Raw genomic sequence first — 22,335 nt, forward strand, 5'->3', positions numbered from 1 at the left:
TCTTCTCTCAAGTCGGAGACCGCCAAACGATGCTGGCGGTCTCTTGTTCATCAACCCTGGTCGGCTGCCGCTTACTTGATGCGCGGCAGCTGCTCCCACTGGTGGAACGGCGGTGGCGAAGACAGCTGCCATTCGAGTGTCGTTGCACCCTCACCCCAAGGATTGTCGCCCGCGATCCGCTTCTTGGCGAAGGCTTCCCAGACGCCATAGAGGAAGATCAGGACACCGATGGCGGCGATGTACGAACCGTAGGACGAGATCGCGTTCCAGCCTGCAAAGGCATCAGGGTAGTCGATGTAACGGCGCGGCATGCCGGCCAGACCCAGGAAGTGCTGCGGGAAGAACACGAGGTTCACGCCGATGAAGGTGACCCAGAAGTGGGTCTTGGCGACCATGGAATTGTACATGTAGCCGGTCATCTTCGGGAACCAGTAGTACCAGGCTGCGAAGATCGCGAACACGGCGCCGAGCGACAGCACGTAGTGGAAGTGCGCAACGACGTAATAGGTGTCATGGAAGGAGCGATCGAGACCCGCATTGGCGAGCTGCACGCCCGTGACGCCACCAACCGTGAAGAGGAAGATGAAGCCGATCGCCCACAGCATCGGCGTGCGGAACGAGATGGAACCGCCCCACATCGTCGCGATCCACGAGAAGATCTTCACGCCCGTCGGAACCGCGATGACCATCGTGGCGAAGACGAAGTAGCGCTGCGTGTCGAGCGACAGGCCGACCGTATACATGTGGTGCGCCCACACGATGAAGCCGACGGCGCCGATCGCGACCATGGCATAGGCCATGCCGAGATAGCCGAACACGGGCTTGCGCGAGAAGGTCGAGATGATGTGGCTGACGATGCCGAAGGCCGGCAGGATCAGGATGTACACTTCCGGGTGACCGAAAAACCAGAACAGGTGCTGGAAGAGGATCGGATCACCACCGCCCGACGGATCGAAGAACGCCGTGCCGAAGTTGCGGTCCGTCAGAAGCATGGTGATGGCACCAGCCAGGACGGGCAGAGACAGGAGAAGCAGGAAGGCGGTGATCAGAACCGACCAGGCGAAGAGCGGCATCTTGTGCAGCGTCATGCCCGGAGCGCGCATGTTGAAGATCGTCGTGATGAAGTTGATCGCACCAAGGATCGACGAGGCACCGGCAATGTGCAGCGACAGGATCGCGAGATCCATGGCTGGCCCGGGCTGGCCGGATGTCGAGAACGGCGGGTAGATCGTCCAACCACCACCGACACCGTAGGCACCGGCCGGACCTTCGACGAACATCGAAAGCAGCAGCAGGATGAATGCGGGCGGCAGAAGCCAGAACGAGATGTTGTTCATGCGCGGGAACGCCATGTCCGGCGCACCGATCATGATCGGCACCATCCAGTTGGCGAAGCCGCCGATGAGCGCCGGCATGACCATGAAGAAGATCATGATGAGGCCGTGAGCGGTCGTGAACACATTGTACATGTGCTTGCCGCCGTCGAGGGCCGCATCACCTTCGAAGCCGTAGACCATGGCTGCGAGGCCGTGGAAAATCTGGATGCCCGGCTCCTGCAGCTCCATGCGCATGAAGATGGACAGGGCGCCACCGATGATGCCCGCCATGATCGCGAAGATCAGGTAGAGCGTACCGATGTCTTTGTGGTTGGTGGAGAACATCCACCGCTTCACGAAGCCTTGCGGCACGTGATCGTGATGGGCGTCGTGAGCAGCGGTCGAACCGGCCATGAGCCTCGCTCCTAGTTCTTACTGTGCATCGTTTTCGGCAACGTCGACGGACTTTTCAGCCTCGATCGCAGCCATGAGAGCGCGGTTCGCATCGCCGACATTGGCAGCAGCGGCCGTAGCCCAGGAATTGTACTGCTCTTCGCTCACAACGCGGATCGCGATCGGCATGAAGGCGTGATCCTTACCGCACAGTTCTGAGCACTGGCCGTAATAGAGGCCTTCACGCTCCGCCTTGAACCACGTCTCGTTCAAACGGCCCGGCACGGCGTCCATCTTCACACCGAAAGCCGGCATGGCGAAGGAGTGGAGAACGTCACCGGCCGTGATGAGCAGGCGTACGGTCTGGTTCACCGGTACTACGACTTCGTTGTCGACGGCCAGCAGACGCGGATAAGCGGCAACATCGGTCTTGCCGGCAGCTTCGCGGTCGGCGTCCTGCAGCATGAAGGAATCGAAGACGACTTCCGTCGGCTCGCCACCCTCTTCCGCTTCAGCCTGGTATTCATAGCCCCAGTACCACTGGTAGCCGGTCGCCTTGATCGTCAGCGCAGCTTCTTCCGGCGGATCGTACTGGGCGGAGAGCAGTTGGAAGGACGGAACGGCGATCGCCAGGAGAATCACGACCGGCGCGACAGTCCAGACAACTTCGATCAGCGTGTTGTGGCTGGTGCGCGACGGAACCGGGTTTGCCGATTTACGGAACTTGATGGCGCAATAGGCGAGAAGGCCGAGAACGAGCAGCGTGATCGGCACGATGAACCACAGCGTGTAGATCTCGAACCACGTGATTTCCTGCATGATTCCAGTCGCTGCGGGCTGAAAACGCACCTGCCAGTCGACTGGCTGATCCGCGTTGGCTCCGGTGGCAGAAAGCAGCGAAACCATGGCGGTCGTCGCTGCAAATGAGATGTATCTCACACCCAATCTCCTTGAAGCATGGCCCATTCCAGGCACAATCTTGTACCGAGCCGGACTTTCTTGCCCGCTTAGAACCATAATTTACAGGCTATCGCAACATGCGGAAGGCGCTTCTCATGCGGCATTTTGCACCCGACGCGCCATAGTCTTAAGGTGGGGCGTCCACGCCTGCCTCCCAGGTCTCCACTCTTTGTTTATTTGCGTCTAGCTGCACGATTCTGGCCGTTATTGATGGATATGCGGGAAGGCTCCGCCGGTCGGGCTTTCAATTTCGGCCGCGCGCCGTCAAATTCCTGCCTGTGATTCGCCATTTCGAGGTCGCCGATGCTGCCGAGCCCACTGTCTGTCTTCATCCGGAGCGCCACCGCCGGCGCTGCATTCCTGGCCCTGGCCGCACTCCCTCTTTCAGCCCAGGCACAGGATGCCGAGGCTCCGGCCGAAGCGCCGGCGGCAGAAACGCCAGCTGAAGGCGAGCCTGCGCCGGAAGCCCAGACATTGCCGGAGACTCAGCCTTCGCCATCACAGAGCGGCGCCGTTCGCTCCACACATGGTGCCTGGTCGATCGTCTGCGACGAACAGGCTGGCGCGCCCGACGAGCAATGTGCGCTCATGCAGAACGTGATTGCCGAGGACCGCCCGGAAGTCGGTCTTTCGGTCGTCGTTCTGAAGACGGCCGACGATCAGGCCCGCATCCTGCGCGTCCTTGCGCCACTCGGCGTTCTTCTGCCCAACGGCCTTGGCCTCAATGTGGACGGCGAAGATATCGGCCGGGCCTATTTCGTGCGCTGCTTCACCGACGGCTGCTATGCCGAGGTGATTTTGGAGGACGAGTTGCTCGAAACTTTGGGCGACGGCACCACCGCAACCTTCATCGTGTTCCAGACGCCGGAAGAAGGCATCGGCATCCCGGTCGATCTCGATGGGTTCGAGGCGGGCTTCGCCGCCTTGCCGTGAGACAGCCTTTAGCGCCGAACGTTTTCCAAAGCCGCCTCATGGGCGGCTTTGCCGTTTCTGAGGGTGTGATTCCGTCCGGCCAAGGCCTATATGAGCCGGACCACTTCAAGCGTCCGGGAGCCTCTTCGTGACCGATCAATTGCTCGACAAGTTCGATATCTCCGCAGCCTCGATCGAGCGGATCGTGTCCGACACGCTGCACGGCGCAGACGATGGCGAACTCTTCCTCGAATACCGCCAGTCCGAAGGGCTCCTCTTCGACAATGGCCGGTTGAAGAGCGGTACATTCAACACCGATCAAGGCTTCGGATTGCGGGCCGTGGCGGGTGAGGCCATTGGTTATGCCCATGCAGGCGAATTGTCCGAGGCTGCGCTCAAGCGTGCAGCCGATGCGGTTTCGGCCGTGACCGTCGGGCATTCTGGCAGCTATGCGGCGGCTCCGCAGCGCACCAATCGCAGCCTTTATGGCGAGGAGAACCCGATCGGCCAGCCCGATTTCGAGCAGAAGGTGAAGCTCCTGCAGGAAATCGATGCCTATGTGCGCGCCAGGGATCCCAAGGTTCGGCAGGTAACCGTGTCACTCGGCGCGAGCTGGCAGGTGGTGGAAATCATCCGCGCCGATGGCGAGCGGCGGCGTGACGTGCGACCGCTGACCCGAGTGAACGTCTCAGTCGTCGTTGGCGATGGCGACCGCCAGGAGAGCGGCAGCTTCGGAATGGGCGGCCGGCACGGCTTTGGCGATTTCGTCGTAGCCGAGAACTGGCGCAGCGGCGCCGACGAGGCTCTTCGCCAGGCTCTCGTCAATCTCGAAGCGCGCCCTGCTCCGGCCGGGACGATGGACGTCGTGCTCGGCAATGGCTGGCCGGGCGTGATGCTGCATGAAGCCGTCGGCCACGGGCTCGAAGGCGACTTCAACCGCAAGAAGACCTCGGCGTTTGCCGGGCTTCTCGGCGAACGGGTCGCCGCCAAAGGCGTCACGGTGGTGGATGACGGGACGATCGGCGAACGCCGCGGCTCGATCACCATCGACGACGAAGGCACGCCGTCCGCCTACAATGTCCTCATCGAGGACGGGAAGCTCGTCGGCTACATGCAGGATCGCCAGAACGCCCGGCTGATGGGCATGAAGCCGACCGGCAACGGCCGCCGCGAAAGCCACAGCCACGCACCGATGCCCCGCATGACCAACACCTACATGCTCGGCGGCCAGCACACGCCGGAAGAAATGATCGCCTCGATCAAGAAAGGCATCTACGCTGTATCCTTCGGCGGCGGTCAGGTGGACATCACGTCCGGCAAGTTCGTCTTCGGCTGCACCGAAGCCTATATGATCGAGAACGGAAAGATCGGTCATCCGATCAAGGGCGCCATGCTGATCGGCAACGGACCCGACGCGATGAAGCGCATTTCCATGATCGGCAACGATCCCAAGCTCGACACCGGTGTCGGCAATTGCGGCAAGGCGGGCCAGTGGGTGCCCGTCGGCGTCGGCCAGCCACACCTGAAGATGGAGCAGACCACGGTCGGCGGCACCGAAGCCTGACTGGACAACGTCGGCAATGGCGTTTCGCCCCTCCTCCATCGTCATCCTTACCGGCGCCGGCATTTCGGCCGAATCGGGCGTGGCGACTTTCCGCGACAAGGGCGGCATCTGGTCGAGGGTACGCATCGAGGATGTGGCAACACCGCAGGCCTTTGCCCGCGACCCGGATCGGGTTCACGATTTTTACAACGAGCGGCGTGCCGGGCTGGACAGCGTCGCGCCCAATGCCGCGCATCTCGCGCTCGCGCGGCTTGAGCAGGAATTCTCGGGCGACTTCCTGCTTGTCACCCAGAACATCGACGATCTGCATGAGCGCGCGGGCAGCCGCAAGCTGGTCCACATGCATGGCGAACTCGCAAAGGCGCTCTGCGTCCACTGCGGGCAGCGCCACCCGTGGCGTGAAGAGATGGACACGCTGACGCCCTGCCCCTCCTGCAGCATGGGTGGTGGAATGCGCCCCGACGTTGTCTGGTTTGGCGAAATGCCTTATGAGATGGACAGGATATCCGACCGCCTTCAGGCAGCCGACCTCTTCGTCTCGATCGGCACCAGCGGCACGGTCTACCCCGCCGCCGGGTTCGTGGAGGAGGCTCGCAGCGCGGGCGCATTGACCGTCGAGCTCAACCTCGAGCCCTCCGCCGGGCATTCCCTTTTTCATCGCTCCGAAACCGGAACGGCGTCGGTGCTCGTGCCCGCCTTTGTCGACAGTCTGCTTGCGGGAACGATCTTCAACAAAGATTAATGTCCATCCCCTAACACTCGAAGCTGAATGCAGCACGATCGGCGTTGGGGGATCGAGGGCGGCGTGGGGACGACACTCGCCAGACATAGCCTGGGAAAAGCTGCGGTCGCCGCAGCGCTGGAGACGTTTCACCTCGCCTCCCGCGCAGGCATCGGCCGCGCCAGGCGCCCCCGTGCGCTGATTTTCACGCTTCATCATGTGCGCCCGGCTGTACGCGCACCGTTTGCGCCAAACGCGCATCTGGAAGTGACGCCTGAATTTCTCGACGTCGCCTTGTCTTCCCTGATCGCGGACGGCTTCAAGCCGGTGCGGCTGGAAGATCTTCCCGATCACGTGCGGGACGGCAATGCGAGCGACAGTTATTTCGCCTTCACGCTCGACGACGGGTATCGCAACAATCGAGATCATGCGCTCCCTGTCTTCAAACGGCACAACGTGCCCCACACGATCTTCGTCACACGTGGATTCGTGGAGCGGACGCACACTGCGTGGTGGGAAACGGCGGCGACGCTGCTTCGAGACCGCAATGCGCTGACCTATGATTTCGGTCGCGGGTTAGAGACGCTGCCCACCACCACGATTGCATTGAAGTCTCTGGCATTCGCGCGCCTCGCCGCAGCGATCCGGTCCTGCCATCAGGATGAGCGCATCGAGGCGTTGAACGTCGAGGCCCGGCAGGCGGCGTTAGAGCCGCTCGATTTCATCGACGGCGAGATCATGGACAGTGCCGAACTGGCAGTCCTCGTCGCCTCGGAACCGCTGGTTTCGCTGGGCGCCCACAGTCTCACCCATCCGAGCCTGGCCCATGTCACGCCGGAGCGCCTTCACGCAGAGCTGAACGGCTCTGCCGATTATATCGGCGAGATCACCGGCAAGCGCCCGGCGACGTTTGCTTACCCCTATGGCAGCGTCTGCGCAGCGGGACCACGGGAATTCGCAGCATCCGGAGAGGCAGGCTTCAAGCTCGCGGTGACGACCCAGCCCGGCGTGATCGACCCCGCCGGACTGACTCTCTCACCGTTCAGCCTGCCGCGCATTTCGCTCAACGGCCACTTTCAGCGAGCGCGCTATGTCCGTGCGCTCGCTTCCGGATTGCCTTTCCGCATTATGAAACGCCGCTCAGGGATAGAGGCGTAGGCGATCCCAGGCCGCGCCCTCGTCCTGGCGCGTGAACTTGATGCGGTCGTGCAGGCGAAACGCGCCGTCCTTCCAGAACTCGATCGCGACCGGCTTGATGCGGAAGCCCGACCAGTGGGGTGGGCGCGGGATCGTGTCGTCGCCATAGCGCTCGGTCAGGTCGGCAACCGCCTTTTCCAGGGTTGCCCGGTCGTCCAGCGGTCGCGACTGCGCGGAAGCCCAGGCGCCGATCTGGCTGCCTCGCGGACGCGATGTGTAATAGGCGTCCGCCTCCGCCTCCGTCACGATTTCGACCGGTCCGCGAACGCGAACCTGCCGGCGCAACGACTTCCAGTGGAAGCACATGGCGGCCTTCATGGTCGCCTGGATCTGGGAACCCTTGGCGCTTTCGAAATTGGTGTAGAAGACGAAGCCGCGATCATCGAAGCCCTTGAGCAGCACCATTCGCACGTCCGGAAGGCCGTCCGTGTCGACCGTCGCCAATGCTGTCGCGGTCGGATCGTTGACTTCGCTCGCCACGGCTTCTTCCAGCCAGCCTGCGAACAGAGCGATGGGATCTGTCGCCTCGGTGAAGTTACCTTGAATTAAGGATGTATCGCTCATTGTGGGTTCAGATGCGCCTTCCGTTTTCAATTGCGTCGACCATATGGTGCCCATCCTGCACAAGTCCATGACATTGCGCGACCGTTTCACCCTTGCATGCAGAGCCATGTGTGTCGGCATCCCGACCCTCGCACTCAGTGGATGTATCGGGACGGACGTGGACATGGCGCTCGGCGTCGATCGCACCGTGACCGGCTCCATCAACAGGCCCGCCGGTCCAATCCCCGGCAGCGACGACGCGGCCCTCATTGCGGCTGTCGCCGATATCGACCTTGCCCGCACGCCGGACGGACCTTTCGCCTGGGCCAATCCTTCTACGGGAACGACAGGCGTCATCGGCTATGTCGCTGAAGAACAGCGAGACGATGCCACCTGCCGCCGGTTCTCCACGACACGTCGCGATGTGTTCGGACGCCGGCAGTTCCAGGGTCTCGGCTGCAGCAATGACGGCGAACGCTGGCAGATCATCAATCTCTCGCCTGGAACATGAAAAAATCGGCATAAACCCTCAATTAGCAATCTCTTCCTAGACTGCATCTCGGTCCATGGAAGAATCGGTCATGCGTAATCCGTATTTTATACTCGGCGTTCAGCCCGATGCCGGCAAAGACGAGATCAAGAGCGCCTTCCGGCGGCTTGCCATGGCGTTTCATCCGGACCAGAATCCCGGTGATTTCGGCGCTCAAGAGCGCTTCTCGGAAATCAACGCGGCCTACCAGATCCTCGGCAACCCCGATCGGCGTCGCGAATTCGATGAGGGGCTCATCGATGCGCGCGGACGCAAGCGGCCAGCCAGCGCGGCTGGGAAGCGAACAGCCGACCCCTTTGCCGCATCCGATATCAACCGCCGCCGTCCGGAGCCGCAGGAGCGGCCGGAGGATGTTGCGGAACGCATTTTCGGCGAGGCCTTTCAGCAGGCCAAGCCCGCCGCAGACGCTGCACGGGCAGCAGGGCGCGCGACCATCAACGATGCGCCCGGGATCGACGACGTGCCGGTGGATGGTGCGCCTATCGAACAGCGCGCTGAAAAGACCAATCCCGTCAAACCGCAGCGCAGCTGGTCGCTCTTCGATCGCGCCTTGAAGCCGCTTTTCGGCCTGATGACGCCACGCGACGAAACGGGCGCCAGCGACACCCACACGCGGATCGAGGTACCGCTCGCGACGATCATGAATGGTGGCGAGCACGAAGTGCGGCGTGGCGATGGCTCGACGGTAGTGGTCAAGGTGCCGCGCGGCGCGCTTCAAGGTGACATCGTCCGCATTTCCGGCCAGGGCGATGGATCCGACGCCGGCGGGCGCGGCGACCTCTGCGTCGCAATCGCCTACGACAAGGATGGGCGATTCCGCAGCGAGGGCCGTGACCTCGTTCTTCCAGTGCCGGTCACCCTCGATCAGGCCGTCTTCGGAGCAACGCTGACGGTCGAAAGCCTCGATGGACCGGCGACGATCAAGATCGATCCTTGGTCGGATTCGGCCGCCAGCATTCGCGTCGCCGGGCGTGGGCTGCCGACCAGCGGCGGTGCGCGCGGCGATCTCGTGTGCGAATTGCGGCTGATGCTGCCGTCCGAAACGGACGAAAAGCTCACCGATCTTCTGCGCATGCAACGGGGCGCCTGGTTCGTCTGAAGGATGAAAACCGCCCCGGGATAGCGTTCAGCTCTCCCTTGAACCATCGGAAGGCCTGTGCAATAGGCTCTCGCACTTGGAAGCCGAGGAGAGAGACATGGATCAGGCAACGGGGCTGATGCGCGGCAAGCGCGGCATCATCATGGGCCTCGCCAACAACCGCTCGATTGCCTGGGGCATTGCGAAGACCTTGGCAGAAAACGGTGCGGAAATCGCACTCACCTACCAGGGCGACGCGCTGCGCAAGCGGGTCGAGCCCCTGGCGGCAGAGCTTGGCGCGATTGTCGCCGGCCATTGCGATGTTGCCGATGAAGAGACGATCGACGCCGTCTTCGCCGAAGTCGAGCGCCAGTGGGGCAAGATCGATTTCGTCGTTCACGCGATCGCTTTTTCCGACAAGGATGAGTTGACCGGCCGCTACCTGGAAACGTCGCGTTCGAACTTTGCGCGCACGATGGATATCTCGGTCTATTCGCTGACTGCAGTGACCAAGCGTGCCGAGAAGATCATGAACGACGGCGGCTCGGTGGTGACACTCACCTATTACGGCGCCGAGAAGGTCATGCCGCACTACAACGTCATGGGTGTCGCCAAGGCCGCGCTCGAGGCGAGCGTGCGCTATCTGGCCGTCGATCTCGGCAATCGCGGCATCCGCGTCAACGCGATTTCGGCTGGCCCGATCAAGACGCTCGCAGCTTCCGGCATTGGCGATTTCCGCTACATTCTCAAGTGGAACGAGTACAATGCGCCACTGAAGCGGACGGTCACGATCGAAGAAGTCGGGCGCTCGGCGCTTTACCTCCTTTCGGACCTTTCGACGGCCGTCACGGGCGAGATCCACCATGTCGACATGGGCTATCACACCGTCGGCATGAAGGCGGTCGATGCGCCGGACATATCCGTCGTCAAGGACTGAGCATCCCCTTCCAAGAGGCCGTGACGTGCTGATTTATGCCATCCGCCACGGCCAGACGGACTGGAATGCCGAAGATCGCTTCCAGGGCGCGCGCGACATTCCGCTAAACGATATCGGGCGCGGTCAGGCCCGCGCGAACGGCCGCCTGCTTGCCCAGGAACTGGGAAGCACGATCACCGAGTTCGATTTCGTGGCAAGCCCGCTTGGGCGGACCCGCGAGACGATGGAGCTGATCCGCGCCGAACTCGGCCTGCCGGTCGCGGACTACCGAACGGACGATCGCATCATCGAGGTCTGTTTCGGCGACTGGGAAACGCGCACGCTCGAGGAACTCTCGCTCGATCAGGCCGACGCCGTCGCACAGCGCGATGCCGACAAATGGCATTTCATTCCGCCCGGAAGTGACGCCGAGAGCTATGAAATCCTCTCCTGGCGCGTAGCATCCTGGCTTGAGACCGTGGACCGGCCGACGATCTGTGTCTGCCATGGCGGGGTCATTCGCTCGCTGTTCAAGCTGGTTGGCCAGTTGCCTGCCGAGGATGCCGTGGTCATGCCGGTGCACCAGGATCGCATCGTGCTCATCAAGGACGGTTCCGCGTCCTGGCTACCCGTGGCCGGTGGTTGACGCTGCGGCACCCGCCCTGCCCCCGTTTGCCATGCGTCCGACGTTTGCGCATGGGCAAGGCTTGCGTTAGATCAGGCTCCGCTTTCACTTGAGATGCACCCAGGCACCCCATGTCGCACAATACTTTCGGCCATCTTTTCCGCGTGACGACCTTCGGCGAAAGCCATGGCGTGGCGCTTGGGTGCGTGGTCGATGGCTGCCCGCCCGGCATCGCCTTCACACTGGCCGAGCTTCAACGCTGGCTCGACAAGCGTAAGCCGGGACAATCGCGTTTCGTAACGCAGCGTCGTGAAGACGACGTGGTGAAGGTTCTCTCCGGGGTGATGCCGCAGGAAGACGGGTTCACCTATGTGACCACCGGCACGCCGATCGCGCTCGTCATCGAGAACACCGACCAGCGGTCCAAGGACTACTCCGAGATTTCGCGGCAGTATCGGCCCGGCCATGCCGATTACACCTATGACGTCAAATACGGCGTGCGCGACTATCGCGGCGGCGGGCGCTCGTCGGCGCGCGAAACCGCGGCGCGCGTGGCGGCCGGCGGCATCGCCCGCAAGGTGCTTCCCGGTGTGAAATTCCGCGGCGCGCTCGTGCAGATCGGCGATCGCCCGATCAACCGGCGCAACTGGGACTGGGATAGCGTCGACACCAACCCGTTCTTCGCGCCCGATCCGGAGATCGTGCCGGTGTGGGAAGACTATCTCGACGAGGTGCGCAAGGCCGGTTCTTCGGTGGGTGCCATCATCGAAGTGGTGGCGGAAGGCGTGCCTGCAGGTCTTGGGGCACCGATCTACGCCAAGCTCGACCAGGACATTTGCGCCGGGCTGATGTCGATCAACGCCGTCAAGGGCGTGGAAATCGGCAACGGTTTTCTGGCAGCGACGATCCGCGGCGAAGACAATGCCGACGAAATGCGCATCGGCCCCGATGGCAAGCCGATCTTCCTCTCCAATCATGCCGGCGGCATTCTGGGAGGCATTTCCACAGGCCAGCCGATCGTTGCGCGCTTCGCCGTGAAGCCGACGTCGTCGATTTTGAACGAGCGCCGCAGCATCGATGCCGACGGCAATGAAGTCGATATCCGCACCAAGGGTCGCCATGACCCGTGCGTCGGCATCCGCGCCGTTCCGATCGGAGAGGCCATGCTCGCCTGCACGATCGCCGATCACTATCTCAGGGACCGAGGGCAGACCGGCCGGTCGAGACTTGCCGACGACGACTGAAGCCCCTCCGCCACACGAGTTGCGTCCATACGCTTGCTAGGAACACGTCATGCCATACGACCAGAAACGCGTTGTCGAAGCTCTGCGGGCCTTCGAAGCCGGTGAAATCGTCGTCGTCACCGACGATGACGGGCGCGAAAACGAAGGCGACCTGATCGTCGCTGCCGTTCATTGCACGCCCGAGAAAATGGCTTTCATCGTGCGCCACACGTCCGGCATCGTCTGCACGCCGATGACACGCGAAGACGCCAAGCGCTTCAATCTCGGCCCGATGGTTGCCGAAAACGATGCGCCGCACACGACGGCCTTCACCGTCTCGGTGGACTACAAGCACGGCACGACGACGGGGATCTCGGCTGACGACCGGACGCTGACGGCACGCAACCTTGCCAATCCCAATGCCGGTGCGGTCGATTTCGTGCGGCCGGGCCACATTTTCCCGCTCGTTGCACGCGAGGGCGGCGTTCTGATGCGCTCCGGCCACACGGAAGCGGCGGTCGACCTCTGCAAGCTCGCCAATCTGCCGCCCGTCGGCGTCATCTGCGAACTCGTCAATGACGACGGCACGGTGATGCGCGGACCGCAGGTTGCAGCCTTTGCCGACGCCAACGGCCTCAAGCAGGTTTCCGTCGCCGACCTGATCGCCTATCGGCAGCGCAAGGAAACGCTGGTCAAGCAGAACGCCACCTTCCCGATCGAGACGCCGCACGGGCGCGCTGTCGCGCATTCCTATTCCCTCCCCTGGGACCCGATGCATCATCTTGCCATCGTATTCGGCGACATTCGTGACGGCGAGGACGTGCCAGTGCGGCTCCAGGTCGGATCGGTGCAGGATGTGTTCGGCACGCCTCGCCCGATCGATGCCTATATGCAGCGTATCGCGGCCCACGGGCGCGGCGTGATCGTCTATCTTCGTGAGGGCTCCGTCGGCGTCGGCCACCAGAATTCGGGACGCGCAGCGCTCGGCACCGAAGAACATGACGAGGCTAAAGCCCGCGAGAACGAATGGCTGGAAATCGGCCTTGGCGCTCAGATCCTGAAGGACCTCGGCATCACGTCGATCCGCCTGCTCGCCTCGCGCGAACGGCATTATGTCGGGCTGGAAGGCTTTGGCATCGCCATCACCGAAACCGAAATCTGCTCTTGATCACACTCCGGGGAAGCGCGTCATGACGACCAAGCTTTATACGAGCCCGATCTTTCTGGAGCATCTGGTGCCCGCCGGGCATCCCGAGCGCCCGGATCGCCTGCGGGCCGTGGCCGCTGCTCTGGAGCATGAGAACTTCGATGCGCTCGTCCGGGTCGAAGCTCCGCTGGCGCCGGAAGAAGCGGTGTTGCTTGCTCATCCCGAGACCTATCTGAACCGCGTTCGCGGCAGCATCCCCGAAGAAGGCATGACGCAGATCGACGCCGACACGCATGCCAGCCCGCGCAGCCTGGAGGCCGCGCTGACGGCAGTCGGCGCCGCTATGGCCGCTGTCGACGACGTTTTCACCAACAAGGCCGACAACGTCTTCGTCGCGTCTCGCCCGCCCGGCCACCACGCCGAAGCGGACAAGGCAATGGGCTTCTGCCTGTTCAACAATGCCGCTATCGCCGCCCGTCACGCCCAGCGCAAATATGGCTGCGACCGCGTCGCGATCATCGACTGGGACGTCCACCACGGCAACGGCACTCAGGACATCTTCTGGAGCGACCCGTCGGTGCTCTATCTCTCGACGCACCAGATGCCGCTTTATCCCGGCACCGGCGCAGTCGGGGAGACGGGCACAAAGGGCAACATCGTCAACGCGCCACTGTCGCCCAACACGGGTGGCGATCATTTCCGCGAGGCGTTCAAGTCGCGCATCCTGCCGGCGATCGAGGATGCAATGCCCGATCTGATCATCATCTCGGCCGGATTCGACGCGCATCACCGCGATCCGCTGGCGCAGATCAATCTGGTCGCCGACGATTTCGACTGGGCCACTGCAAAACTCATGGAGATTGCCGAACGCCACACCGGCCACCGCATCGTCAGCCTGCTCGAGGGTGGCTATGATCTGGTGGGGCTGGCCGAGTCGGCCGCAACCCATGTCCAGAGACTGATGAGAGGATGACCATGAACGCGCAACCGGATGCCATCGCCGAGATCGCGGGATTGAGCTTCGAGCAGGCTCTGGCCGAACTGGAGCGCATCGTATCGGATCTGGAACGGGGCGATGTGCCGCTTGACCGCTCGATCGCCATCTATGAGCGCGGCGAAGCGCTCAAGAAGCATTGTGAAACGCTTCTGAAAGCGGCAGAGGATCGTGTCGAAAAGATCAGGCTCGACCGCAACGGCAAGCCGACGGGCGTCGAGCCGCTGGACGACGCCTGACCTTCGCCTAAAGCAGCGCTTCAGGAGGCTTCGGCCAGCATTCCGCCAATTCTTGAAAGATCAATCTGTTCAAGTGGCTGCGGGCGAGCGATCGCGTAGCCCTGGAAGCGATCACAGCCAGCAGCCTTGGCCAGCTGGAAGTCCTCGTCCGTCTCGACACCTTCGGCCACGACCGAGACGCCTTGGATGCGGCCCACTTCCGTCAGTGCCGAGACCAGCACCTGCGCGAGCCTGTCCTTCCCAAGATTGCTGATATAGCTGCGATCGATCTTGATGACGTCGATCGGCAGCGTCTTTAGATAGTTGAAGCCACAATGGCCGGTGCCGAAATCGTCCAGCGCCAAGCGGATGCCCATTTCGCGCAACTTGTTCAGCCGGCGCAGGACGTCCGGGCTTGCCTCTGTCGCCGCAGTTTCGGTGATCTCGAAAACGATGCGATCGGGCGAACACCCCGTCTGCTGCAGCACCTGTTCCGCCATCGTGACGAGATTGTCGCGCTTCAGTTGCTCGCCCGACACGTTGATGCTGACGTTCAGATGGCCGAGGCGAACGAAATCTTGGCAGGCACGGGTAAAGACCCACTCTCCCAGAAGATCGATAAGGGTCGATGATTCCGCGACCGGGATGAATTCGACCGGCGGAATCAGGCCTCGTACCGGATGACGCCAGCGCACCAGCGCCTCAAAGCCTTTGACCTGCGTCTGCGCATCGACCACAGGCTGGTAATGCAGTTCCAGATGATCGAGATAAATCGCAGCCCGAAGTTCACGCTGGAGATAACGGATCCGGCGCCGATCCTGCAGCATGGATTCCTCAAACGTCGTTGCCCGTCCACGCCCAGCCGATTTGCTCGCGTAAAGCGCCAGATCCGCATTCTGGAACAGCCCGCTTGCGTCGTGAGCGCGATCGATCGACGTGGCAGTGCCGATCGAGACGCTGAGCGCGATGTCATGGCCTGCGTGGCGGAAGGGCTTGGCGACCAGCCGCAGCAGCGCTGCGGTCTGGCGCGCGATTTCGGTCTCGGACGTGCCGGTGAAAAGCACCGCGAATTCGTCGCCGCCGAGCCGCCCCACCTGCCCCGTCTTGAATTGATAGCGAAGGCAATTGCTGAGGTGAACGAGTGCGGCATCGCCCGCCGGGTGTCCCAGCGTGTCGTTCAGTTGCTTGAAATGATCGATGTCGATCAGCATCAGCGTGACGGGCACATCGGTCCTGCGAACGGCCTGATCGAGACATTCCATGAAATGTCGGCGCGCCAAAGCACCGGTCATGACGTCGCTTTCCATCATGCGCTGCCGCTCGCCATCGGCGATGTGGGCGTGCTCAAGCTTTCGGTAGACACCGCGCCTGGCATGATGGAGCGTGAACATGGAAAACCCGACTGCCGCCATCGCAGCTGCGGATGTCGCGACGATGGAACCTGTGGCATCCGCTGACAGGGCGATGGCGGATGTGGCCGTCAGCGCCCCCACAAGCGAACATTGCGACACCAGATAGGATCGACGGCTCTGGCGTTGGATCGTTGCTATCAGTCCCATTGCGTCGGTCAGGCCCCGTTTAACTCAGCCTGTTCCTGCCTATCGCCCAGATGTTAAGGCGCGGTTGAAATTCAGTATTTTCGCAAAGGCCAACCGATGGAGCCTGGCGGCGAGCGTCTGTCAGATCGGCTGCTTGCCCGTCCGTTCGACCTCTTTCGACGTGGCTTCCCGCACATTTCATGCCGGCCGGGGTGCAAGTTTCGCCTTGCCTCGCCATATCTGGTGATACATCCCCCGGGCGTCCAAAGGACACATCGATAGGGCGCAGGCGGAATTCATCCCTTTGCCACAGCGGCGACATTGGATAGGAACAACCTTTACCCGATCGGTCGCGGCGAGACGGACCGAAACGACAACACCGGACACGGCCCAAAAGAAGCCGTGCGGAACGAGGCCAGCGTGACGCAACTTCCCCACACCGCGAAACCGGAAACTCCGCTGCTTGACCGCGTGACGTGGCCAGCGGACCTCAAGGCGATCGACGATCGGCAGATGCCGCAGCTTGCCAAGGAGCTGCGCGCCGAAATGGTCGATGCCGTTTCGGTCACGGGGGGACATCTCGGTGCCGGCTTGGGCGTGGTGGAGCTGACCCTTGCCATCCACAAGGTGTTCGACACGCCGGAAGACCGGCTGATCTTCGATGTCGGCCACCAGTGCTATCCGCACAAGATCATCACAGGCCGGCGTGACCGCATCCGCACGCTGCGCCAGGAAGACGGACTGTCCGGATTCACCAAGCGGGACGAAAGCGTCTACGACCCCTTTGGGGCCGCACACTCCTCGACGTCCATTTCCGCCGGCCTCGGCATGGCGGTCGCCAGCGACCTGACGGGCAAGAAGCGGCACGTCATCGCTGTCATCGGCGACGGCGCGCTGTCAGCCGGCATGGCCTATGAGGCGCTGAACAATGCCGGCGCACTCGATGCGCGGCTCATCGTCATCCTCAACGACAACGACATGTCGATCGCACCGCCGACCGGCGCCATGAGCGCCTATTTGGCGCGTCTGGCGTCGGGTCGGACCTATATGGGCATCCGCGAATTCGGCAAGAAGCTGACGGCCTATCTCGGCCGATCTGTCGACCGCGCCATCACGCGCGCCGTCGAGCACGCCCGCGGCTACGTGACCGGTGGGACGCTGTTCGAGGAGATGGGCTTTTATCACATCGGGCCGATCGACGGGCATTCCTTCGACCACCTGCTGCCTGTCCTGCGCAATGTGCGCGACAACGGGCGCGGGCCGGTGCTCATTCACGTCGTCACCCAGAAGGGCAAGGGCTACCCGCCGGCCGAAGCGGCTGCCGACAAATATCACGGCGTTTCCAAATTCGATGTGATCACCGGCACCCAGGCAAAAGCCAAACCGAATGCACCGAGCTACACGAACGTTTTTGCCGATGCTCTGATCGGCGAAGCGCGACAGGACGATCGGATCGTCGCGGTGACCGCCGCCATGCCGGATGGCACCGGGCTCGGCAAATTCGCCAAGGAATTTGCGGCACGCACCTTCGATGTCGGGATTGCGGAGCAGCATGCCGTCACCTTCGCCGCCGGTATGGCGACCGAGGGGCTGAAGCCGTTCGTGGCGATTTACTCGACCTTCCTGCAGCGCGGCTACGACCAGGTCGTGCACGACGTGGCGATCCAGAACCTGCCCGTCCGCTTCGCCATCGATCGCGCCGGCTTTGTCGGTGCCGATGGCGCAACACATGCGGGTTCGTTCGACACCACCTATCTGGCCACCCTGCCGGGCTTCGTCGTCATGGCGCCAGCGGATGAAGCCGAGCTCAAGCACATGGTGCGCACTGCTGCCGCCTATGACGATGGCCCGATCGCGTTCCGCTATCCACGCGGCGAAGGTGTGGGCATCGAGATGCCGGAGCGCGGCGAGATTCTGCCGATCGGCAAGGGTCGCATCGTCAAGCAGGGCACGAAGGTCGCGCTTCTCTCATTCGGCACACGGCTTGCCGATGCGCTGCTTGCGGCGGAAGACCTCGATGCGGCAGGCTTGTCGACAACGGTTGCCGATGCCCGTTTCTGCAAGCCGCTGGACGAGGCGATGATCGCGGAGCTCGCAGCCACGCACGAGGTGCTGATCACGATCGAGGAGGGAGCAGTCGGCGGCTTCGGCTCGCATGTGCTGCACTATCTTTCGAACGAAGGCCTGCTCGACAATGGGCTCAAGGTGCGCTCGCTCGTGATGCCCGATATCTTCATGGACCAGGCGAAGCCCGAAATCATGGTCGCCAAGGCAGGCCTCGACCGCAAGGGCATCGTGGACACGGTCTTCCGGGCGCTCGAACAGCACGGCGTCGAGCTTCCGGCAAAGGCCTGAACGACCTCACCAATCAGTCTGATCAGGCTTTGCGGCCATCGATGCGAAAGGCGAGGCTGGAAACGGCGCCGCCATCATTGTGATAGCTGAACTGGCCGCCGATCTGCTGAGCCAGCGATACCACGATGCGCATGCCGAGATTGCGCGACTTGTCCGGCTTGAACGCCTCCGGCCAGCCGGGGCCGTCGTCGCTGACCCGCAGCAGGTACGAGCCCGACGCGGCATCGACTTCCGACAATTCAACGTCGATGCGGCCTTGGCGCTTGTCTGCGAATGCGTGCTCGATGGAGTTCGAGATCAGCTCCGTCGCGATGAGGCCGAGCGGAACCGCCATGTCTGATGAAACGTCGATCGCAGCCACGTCGGCATGATAGGTGACATGGCGTGCATCCATCGCTTCGAGGATGTCCGGGCCCAGCGCCTTGAGATAGGCTGCAAAATCGAGGGTCTGATGGGCGGGATCATAGAGATCGCGCTGCATGCGAGCGACGAGATTGACCCGCGTCGCGGCCTGGGCAAGCGCGGTTGCAGCTTCACCTTCGGGCAACCCACGCTTCTGCGCATTCAGCAGCGCACTGACAACCGCAAGGTTGTTGGAAACGCGGTGCTGCATTTCCTTGAATAGAACATCGCGCTCTTCCGCATGGCGGTGCGACACCATTTGCTCGCGCTTCAATCGATCGAGCGCCACATGCATCCAGTGGATCAAGAGCACATCAACGGTGACGATGGCCACGAAGAAGGCGAGTGCGACGATCGCCGGTCCGTTGAGCTCGAAGGACCCTGCAGGAGCGATGAAGAAGTACCAGGCCGCAAAAAACGATGCGATGCCGACAGCAATGCCGGGTGCAAGCCCCACGAAGAACGTCGTGAGAATCACCGCAGGAAAAAACGTCAGATACGGAAAACCCGGGGGAAGCCGCGCGTCGAGCCAAAGCCGTGCGGCCAATGCGAGGGCGAATGCGACGATGGCGAACAACCAACGCTTTGCCGGGCTCGCACGAAGAGTCTGGGTGCGATCGAGCATGCGTTGGACGGAACTGATAGAAGCCTGCTGCACGAATCCCACGCCGAACTACGCGCGGAGGCGCGACCTTCTTTGGCCGCACCAAACCAGAATTCGCGCGAAAAGCAATGGCACTGTCACAAGACGTAGACATATTTTCGATCACTAAAAAAGAACATACTGAGCTGACGGCCTGTTCTCATTTCAGCGACAGTGCTTGTCTTGCGCACGACCAACGCGCATAGCCACCGCATGACACGACACAACCTCCAGAATGCCGACAGTGCTACGCCAGGCGAGGCCTTCGCCACCGAACGGCTGGATCGCGTACTGGTCGATCGCGGGCTGTATGATACGCGCTCGCGCGCCCGCGATGCGATTTTGCGCGGCACGGTCGCGGTGAATGGCGCGGTCGTGCGCAAGCCCGGTTACCCGACCGCTGCCGCAGATGCGCTATCGATTGCAGACGATGCGAGCACCTATGTCTCGCGCGCGGCACTCAAGCTCGTCGCCGGGCTCGATGCCTTCAACCTCGATCCCACCGGTCGCACCGCCCTCGACATCGGTGCGTCGACGGGCGGCTTCACGCAGGTGCTTCTCGAACGCGGTGCTGCCCATGTCGTTGCCGTCGATGTGGGACGCGGCCAGTTGCACCCTTTGCTTGAAGCGCACCCCGCCATCACGTCTTTTGAAGGCCTGAATGCGCGCAACCTCACGGCCGAGCAGATCGGGCATCCAAAGATCGACTGTATCGTAAGCGATGTGAGCTTCATCTCGCTCAAGCTCGCCCTGCCGCCGGCGCTGGCGCTCGCCTCGCCCGGTTCATTTTGCGTGCTTCTCGTCAAACCGCAGTTCGAGGCCGGCCGCGATGCGATCGGAAAAGGTGGGCTGTTGAGGGATCCGGCGCAGGGGATCGAGATCGCGCGGGATCTGGAGCGGTGGCTCGGTACGCAAGCGGGTTGGCGTGCTATCGGCTTCGTGCCGTCGCCGATCGCAGGCGGCGACGGCAATCAGGAATATCTGCTGACTGGAGAAAAGACATGAGCGCCGAAACCGTCGATATTCGCGAACTCGGTGCTCAAGGCGATGGCGTGGCGTACACCGAAACCGGCTCCGTCTTCGTGCCGTTCACCCTGCCGGGCGAGACCGTCTCGATCGCGCGCGAGAAAGCCAAGGCGACATTGATGGCGGTGAAGAGCGCCTCGCCTCTGCGGGTGGAGCCGCCCTGCCCGCATTTCGGGCCGGATGGTGAAGGCGGAGCCTGCGGTGGGTGCTCCCTGCAGCATTACGACATGGCCGCCTATCGCGACTGGAAGGCCGATCTGGTCCGCCAGGCGCTTGCCGAGCAGAAGATCGACATTCCTCTCGAGCCGTTGATTGCGGCGCAGCCGGGCGAGCGCAGGCGCCTTGTTCTGACGGGCCTGCGCACTGACCGATCAGTCATCCTCGGCTTCGCGGCCGCCCGCTCCCACCAGATCGTGCCGATCCGCGTCTGCCCCATTGCCGTGCCCGCCATATCGCAGAGACTGGATACGATCCGGCGTGTCGCGACGGCGGTTGCAACCGGTACCGCTGCCTTTCGGGTGAGCGTGCTCGCCACCGTCTCCGGGCTCGACATCGCCATTACCGGTCCCATGAAGCTTCAGGATCGACGCCGGCTACTGGCCATCGAGACGATATTGGGCCTGAGCGAAATCGCCCGGGTCACCGTCGACGGCGAGGTTCTCGTGGAGCCGCGTCGGCCGATCATCCAATTCGGCAAGGCATCCGTCACACCGGTGCCCGGCGGGTTCGTGCAGGCAAGCGCGATCGCGGAAGGCCACATGGCGCAGATCGTTTCGGCGCATCTGAAGCCTTCGAAGCGGATCGCCGATCTCTTCGCCGGCAGCGGCACGTTTGCGCTCAGATTGGCAGAATCCGCGCCCGTCCACGCGGTGGAGAACGACAAGCTCGCTTTGGCGGCACTGGATGCGGCTGCGCGTGCGACGCAGGGGCTTCGTCCCGTGACGCACCAGAAGCAGGATCTCTTCCGCAGCCCGCTGATGGGTATGGACCTGAAGCCCTTCGACGGCCTCGTCTTCGATCCGCCGCGTGCCGGTGCCGAAGCTCAGTCGCGCGAACTCGCGCGTTCGTCGATCCGTCGGATCGCAGCGGTGTCCTGCAATCCCACGACGCTGGCGCGGGATCTCCGATTCCTCATCGATGGCGGTTACAAGCTGCTCTCCGTGCAGCCGATCGACCAGTTTCTCTGGTCGCCCCATGTGGAAGCCGTCGCCCTGCTGGAGCGCAAGGGCTGAACCGGCCGGGCTGGGGCGCTACTTCTTTCGGCTCATGAACGCCTCGAAAGCGGCGCGCGCTTCGGCGGACTTCAACTGAGCCTTGAAATGCTCGGCCTCGGCATCGATTCGCTCCAGCACCTGCTGCTCGGACCCACGGATCAGATCACGCGCGATGGCGAGTGCCTGGGGAGGCTTTGCGGCGATGTCGCGGGCCAGCGACAATGCCTCGGCTTCCAGAGCGTCCGGCGGTACGACGCGCCATACGAAACCCGCCTCGCGCGCCTCCTCCGCCGAGAACGGAAGTCCGGCGGCGAGCATGGCGAAAGCGCGCTGATGGCCTGCGATGTTGGGCAGAAGCAGCGTGCTTGCTGCTTCCGGAACGATGGCGAGATCGGTGAAGGGCGTGCGGAATAGTGACCGATCGGAGGCGATCGTCATGTCGCAGTGGAAGGTCAGCGTCGTGCCGACACCGATCGCCAGCCCATCGACGCCGGCAAGCAGCGGCTTGCGGGTGGTCGCAAGCGTCTTCAGGAAATCGATGACTTCAGCGCCAAGCGATCCTCCCATAGCGAAGGCAAGGAAGTCCTGCATGTCGTTGCCAGCCGAGAAGGCGCCGGGCGCGCCGAGAAAGAGATGCGCCCGCACATCCGGATCGGCATCGCCTTGCCGCAGCGCATCGGTCATGGCCGCATACATGGTGCGGGTCAGCGCGTTCTTCTTCTCCGGGCGGTTCATGCGGATGATCTGCACGCCGGGCGCATTCTCCGGCCGCTCGATCAGGATCGTGTCGTCGCTCATAC

Annotated in this window: 21 protein-coding genes; 15 read left to right on the plus strand and 6 right to left on the minus strand. The window is 62.8% G+C overall.

Features of this window, described 5'->3' with window-relative positions:
- Positions 1–71: 71 nt before the first annotated feature.
- Positions 72–1,730, minus strand: coding sequence for a cytochrome c oxidase subunit I (gene ctaD / locus PU133_RS15915; RefSeq protein ID WP_126011132.1), 1,659 nt, complete (start codon positions 1,728–1,730; stop codon positions 72–74).
- A gap of 18 nt (positions 1,731–1,748) precedes the next feature.
- A complete protein-coding gene (gene coxB / locus PU133_RS15920; protein WP_404864566.1) occupies positions 1,749–2,615 on the minus strand; it encodes a cytochrome c oxidase subunit II in 867 nt (288 codons plus the stop codon).
- Between the two features lie 357 nt (positions 2,616–2,972).
- Between coxB and PU133_RS15925 the strand changes: the two genes are divergently transcribed.
- The 4 genes from PU133_RS15925 (at position 2,973) to PU133_RS15940 (ending at position 7,024) form a co-directional block, all read left to right on the plus strand.
- Entirely contained in the window at positions 2,973–3,602 is a 630-nt protein-coding gene (locus PU133_RS15925; protein WP_404862476.1) for an invasion associated locus B family protein, read from the plus strand.
- A 127-nt stretch (positions 3,603–3,729) separates the two neighbouring features.
- Positions 3,730–5,145 (plus strand): metalloprotease TldD, encoded by a 1,416-nt coding sequence (gene tldD / locus PU133_RS15930; protein WP_404862477.1) that lies wholly within the window; start codon positions 3,730–3,732, stop codon positions 5,143–5,145.
- A 16-nt stretch (positions 5,146–5,161) separates the two neighbouring features.
- A complete protein-coding gene (locus tag PU133_RS15935) occupies positions 5,162–5,887 on the plus strand; it encodes an NAD-dependent deacylase (protein WP_404862478.1) in 726 nt (241 codons plus the stop codon).
- 27 nt (positions 5,888–5,914) lie between these two features.
- A complete protein-coding gene (locus PU133_RS15940) occupies positions 5,915–7,024 on the plus strand; it encodes a polysaccharide deacetylase family protein (RefSeq protein ID WP_404862479.1) in 1,110 nt (369 codons plus the stop codon).
- Here PU133_RS15940 and pdxH read toward each other — a convergent pair.
- A complete protein-coding gene (gene pdxH, locus PU133_RS15945) occupies positions 7,007–7,627 on the minus strand; it encodes a pyridoxamine 5'-phosphate oxidase (RefSeq protein ID WP_404862480.1) in 621 nt (206 codons plus the stop codon). The genes PU133_RS15940 and pdxH overlap by 18 nt on opposite strands.
- Positions 7,628–7,790: 163 nt before the next feature.
- Between pdxH and PU133_RS15950 the strand changes: the two genes are divergently transcribed.
- From PU133_RS15950 to PU133_RS15985, 8 genes are all read left to right on the plus strand, one after another.
- Positions 7,791–8,117: an RT0821/Lpp0805 family surface protein gene (locus PU133_RS15950; RefSeq protein WP_404862481.1), complete on the plus strand. Its 327-nt coding sequence runs from the start codon at positions 7,791–7,793 to the stop codon at positions 8,115–8,117.
- A 70-nt stretch (positions 8,118–8,187) separates the two neighbouring features.
- A complete protein-coding gene (locus PU133_RS15955; protein WP_404862482.1) occupies positions 8,188–9,255 on the plus strand; it encodes a DnaJ C-terminal domain-containing protein in 1,068 nt (355 codons plus the stop codon).
- Positions 9,256–9,352: 97 nt separating this feature from the next.
- On the plus strand, positions 9,353–10,171 hold the full coding sequence (gene fabI, locus PU133_RS15960; RefSeq protein WP_404862483.1) for an enoyl-ACP reductase FabI: 819 nt from the start codon (positions 9,353–9,355) through the stop codon (positions 10,169–10,171).
- 25 nt (positions 10,172–10,196) lie between these two features.
- Positions 10,197–10,796, plus strand: a complete 600-nt coding sequence (locus tag PU133_RS15965) for a histidine phosphatase family protein (protein ID WP_126011142.1) — start codon at positions 10,197–10,199, stop codon at positions 10,794–10,796.
- 110 nt (positions 10,797–10,906) lie between these two features.
- Complete coding sequence (aroC, locus tag PU133_RS15970; RefSeq protein ID WP_126011143.1) at positions 10,907–12,019, plus strand: chorismate synthase; 1,113 nt, start codon at positions 10,907–10,909, stop codon at positions 12,017–12,019.
- Between the two features lie 49 nt (positions 12,020–12,068).
- Positions 12,069–13,166: a 3,4-dihydroxy-2-butanone-4-phosphate synthase gene (gene ribB, locus PU133_RS15975; protein ID WP_404862484.1), complete on the plus strand. Its 1,098-nt coding sequence runs from the start codon at positions 12,069–12,071 to the stop codon at positions 13,164–13,166.
- Between the two features lie 22 nt (positions 13,167–13,188).
- Positions 13,189–14,118 (plus strand): histone deacetylase family protein, encoded by a 930-nt coding sequence (locus PU133_RS15980; RefSeq protein ID WP_126011145.1) that lies wholly within the window; start codon positions 13,189–13,191, stop codon positions 14,116–14,118.
- Positions 14,115–14,378 (plus strand): exodeoxyribonuclease VII small subunit, encoded by a 264-nt coding sequence (locus tag PU133_RS15985; protein ID WP_126011146.1) that lies wholly within the window; start codon positions 14,115–14,117, stop codon positions 14,376–14,378. The genes PU133_RS15980 and PU133_RS15985 overlap by 4 nt, the downstream gene beginning before the upstream one ends.
- A 20-nt stretch (positions 14,379–14,398) precedes the next feature.
- Here PU133_RS15985 and PU133_RS15990 read toward each other — a convergent pair whose 3' ends face one another.
- A complete protein-coding gene (locus PU133_RS15990) occupies positions 14,399–15,916 on the minus strand; it encodes a putative bifunctional diguanylate cyclase/phosphodiesterase (RefSeq protein ID WP_404862485.1) in 1,518 nt (505 codons plus the stop codon).
- Positions 15,917–16,315: 399 nt separating this feature from the next.
- Here PU133_RS15990 and dxs point away from each other — a divergent pair, with 399 nt between their 5' ends.
- On the plus strand, positions 16,316–18,250 hold the full coding sequence (dxs, locus tag PU133_RS15995) for a 1-deoxy-D-xylulose-5-phosphate synthase (RefSeq protein ID WP_126011148.1): 1,935 nt from the start codon (positions 16,316–16,318) through the stop codon (positions 18,248–18,250).
- 22 nt (positions 18,251–18,272) lie between these two features.
- On the opposite strand, the gene PU133_RS16000 is transcribed toward dxs, so the two are convergent.
- Positions 18,273–19,229: a sensor histidine kinase gene (locus tag PU133_RS16000; RefSeq protein ID WP_404862486.1), complete on the minus strand. Its 957-nt coding sequence runs from the start codon at positions 19,227–19,229 to the stop codon at positions 18,273–18,275.
- A 279-nt stretch (positions 19,230–19,508) separates the two neighbouring features.
- Here PU133_RS16000 and PU133_RS16005 point away from each other — a divergent pair, with 279 nt between their 5' ends.
- Entirely contained in the window at positions 19,509–20,300 is a 792-nt protein-coding gene (locus tag PU133_RS16005; protein ID WP_404862487.1) for a TlyA family RNA methyltransferase, read from the plus strand.
- The gene (locus tag PU133_RS16010; RefSeq protein ID WP_404862488.1) at positions 20,297–21,553 is read left to right on the plus strand and encodes a class I SAM-dependent RNA methyltransferase; all 1,257 of its coding nucleotides are present in this window, start codon (positions 20,297–20,299) and stop codon (positions 21,551–21,553) included. The genes PU133_RS16005 and PU133_RS16010 overlap by 4 nt, the downstream gene beginning before the upstream one ends.
- 18 nt (positions 21,554–21,571) lie before the next feature.
- Here the strand turns inward: PU133_RS16010 and PU133_RS16015 are convergent, their stop codons facing one another.
- Entirely contained in the window at positions 21,572–22,333 is a 762-nt protein-coding gene (locus tag PU133_RS16015; protein ID WP_404862489.1) for a crotonase/enoyl-CoA hydratase family protein, read from the minus strand.
- Between the last annotated feature and the right edge of the window lie 2 nt (positions 22,334–22,335).

The sequence above is a fragment of the Georhizobium sp. MAB10 genome (assembly GCF_045012825.1).
GTDB classification, from domain to species: Bacteria; Pseudomonadota; Alphaproteobacteria; order Rhizobiales; family Rhizobiaceae; genus Georhizobium; species Georhizobium profundi.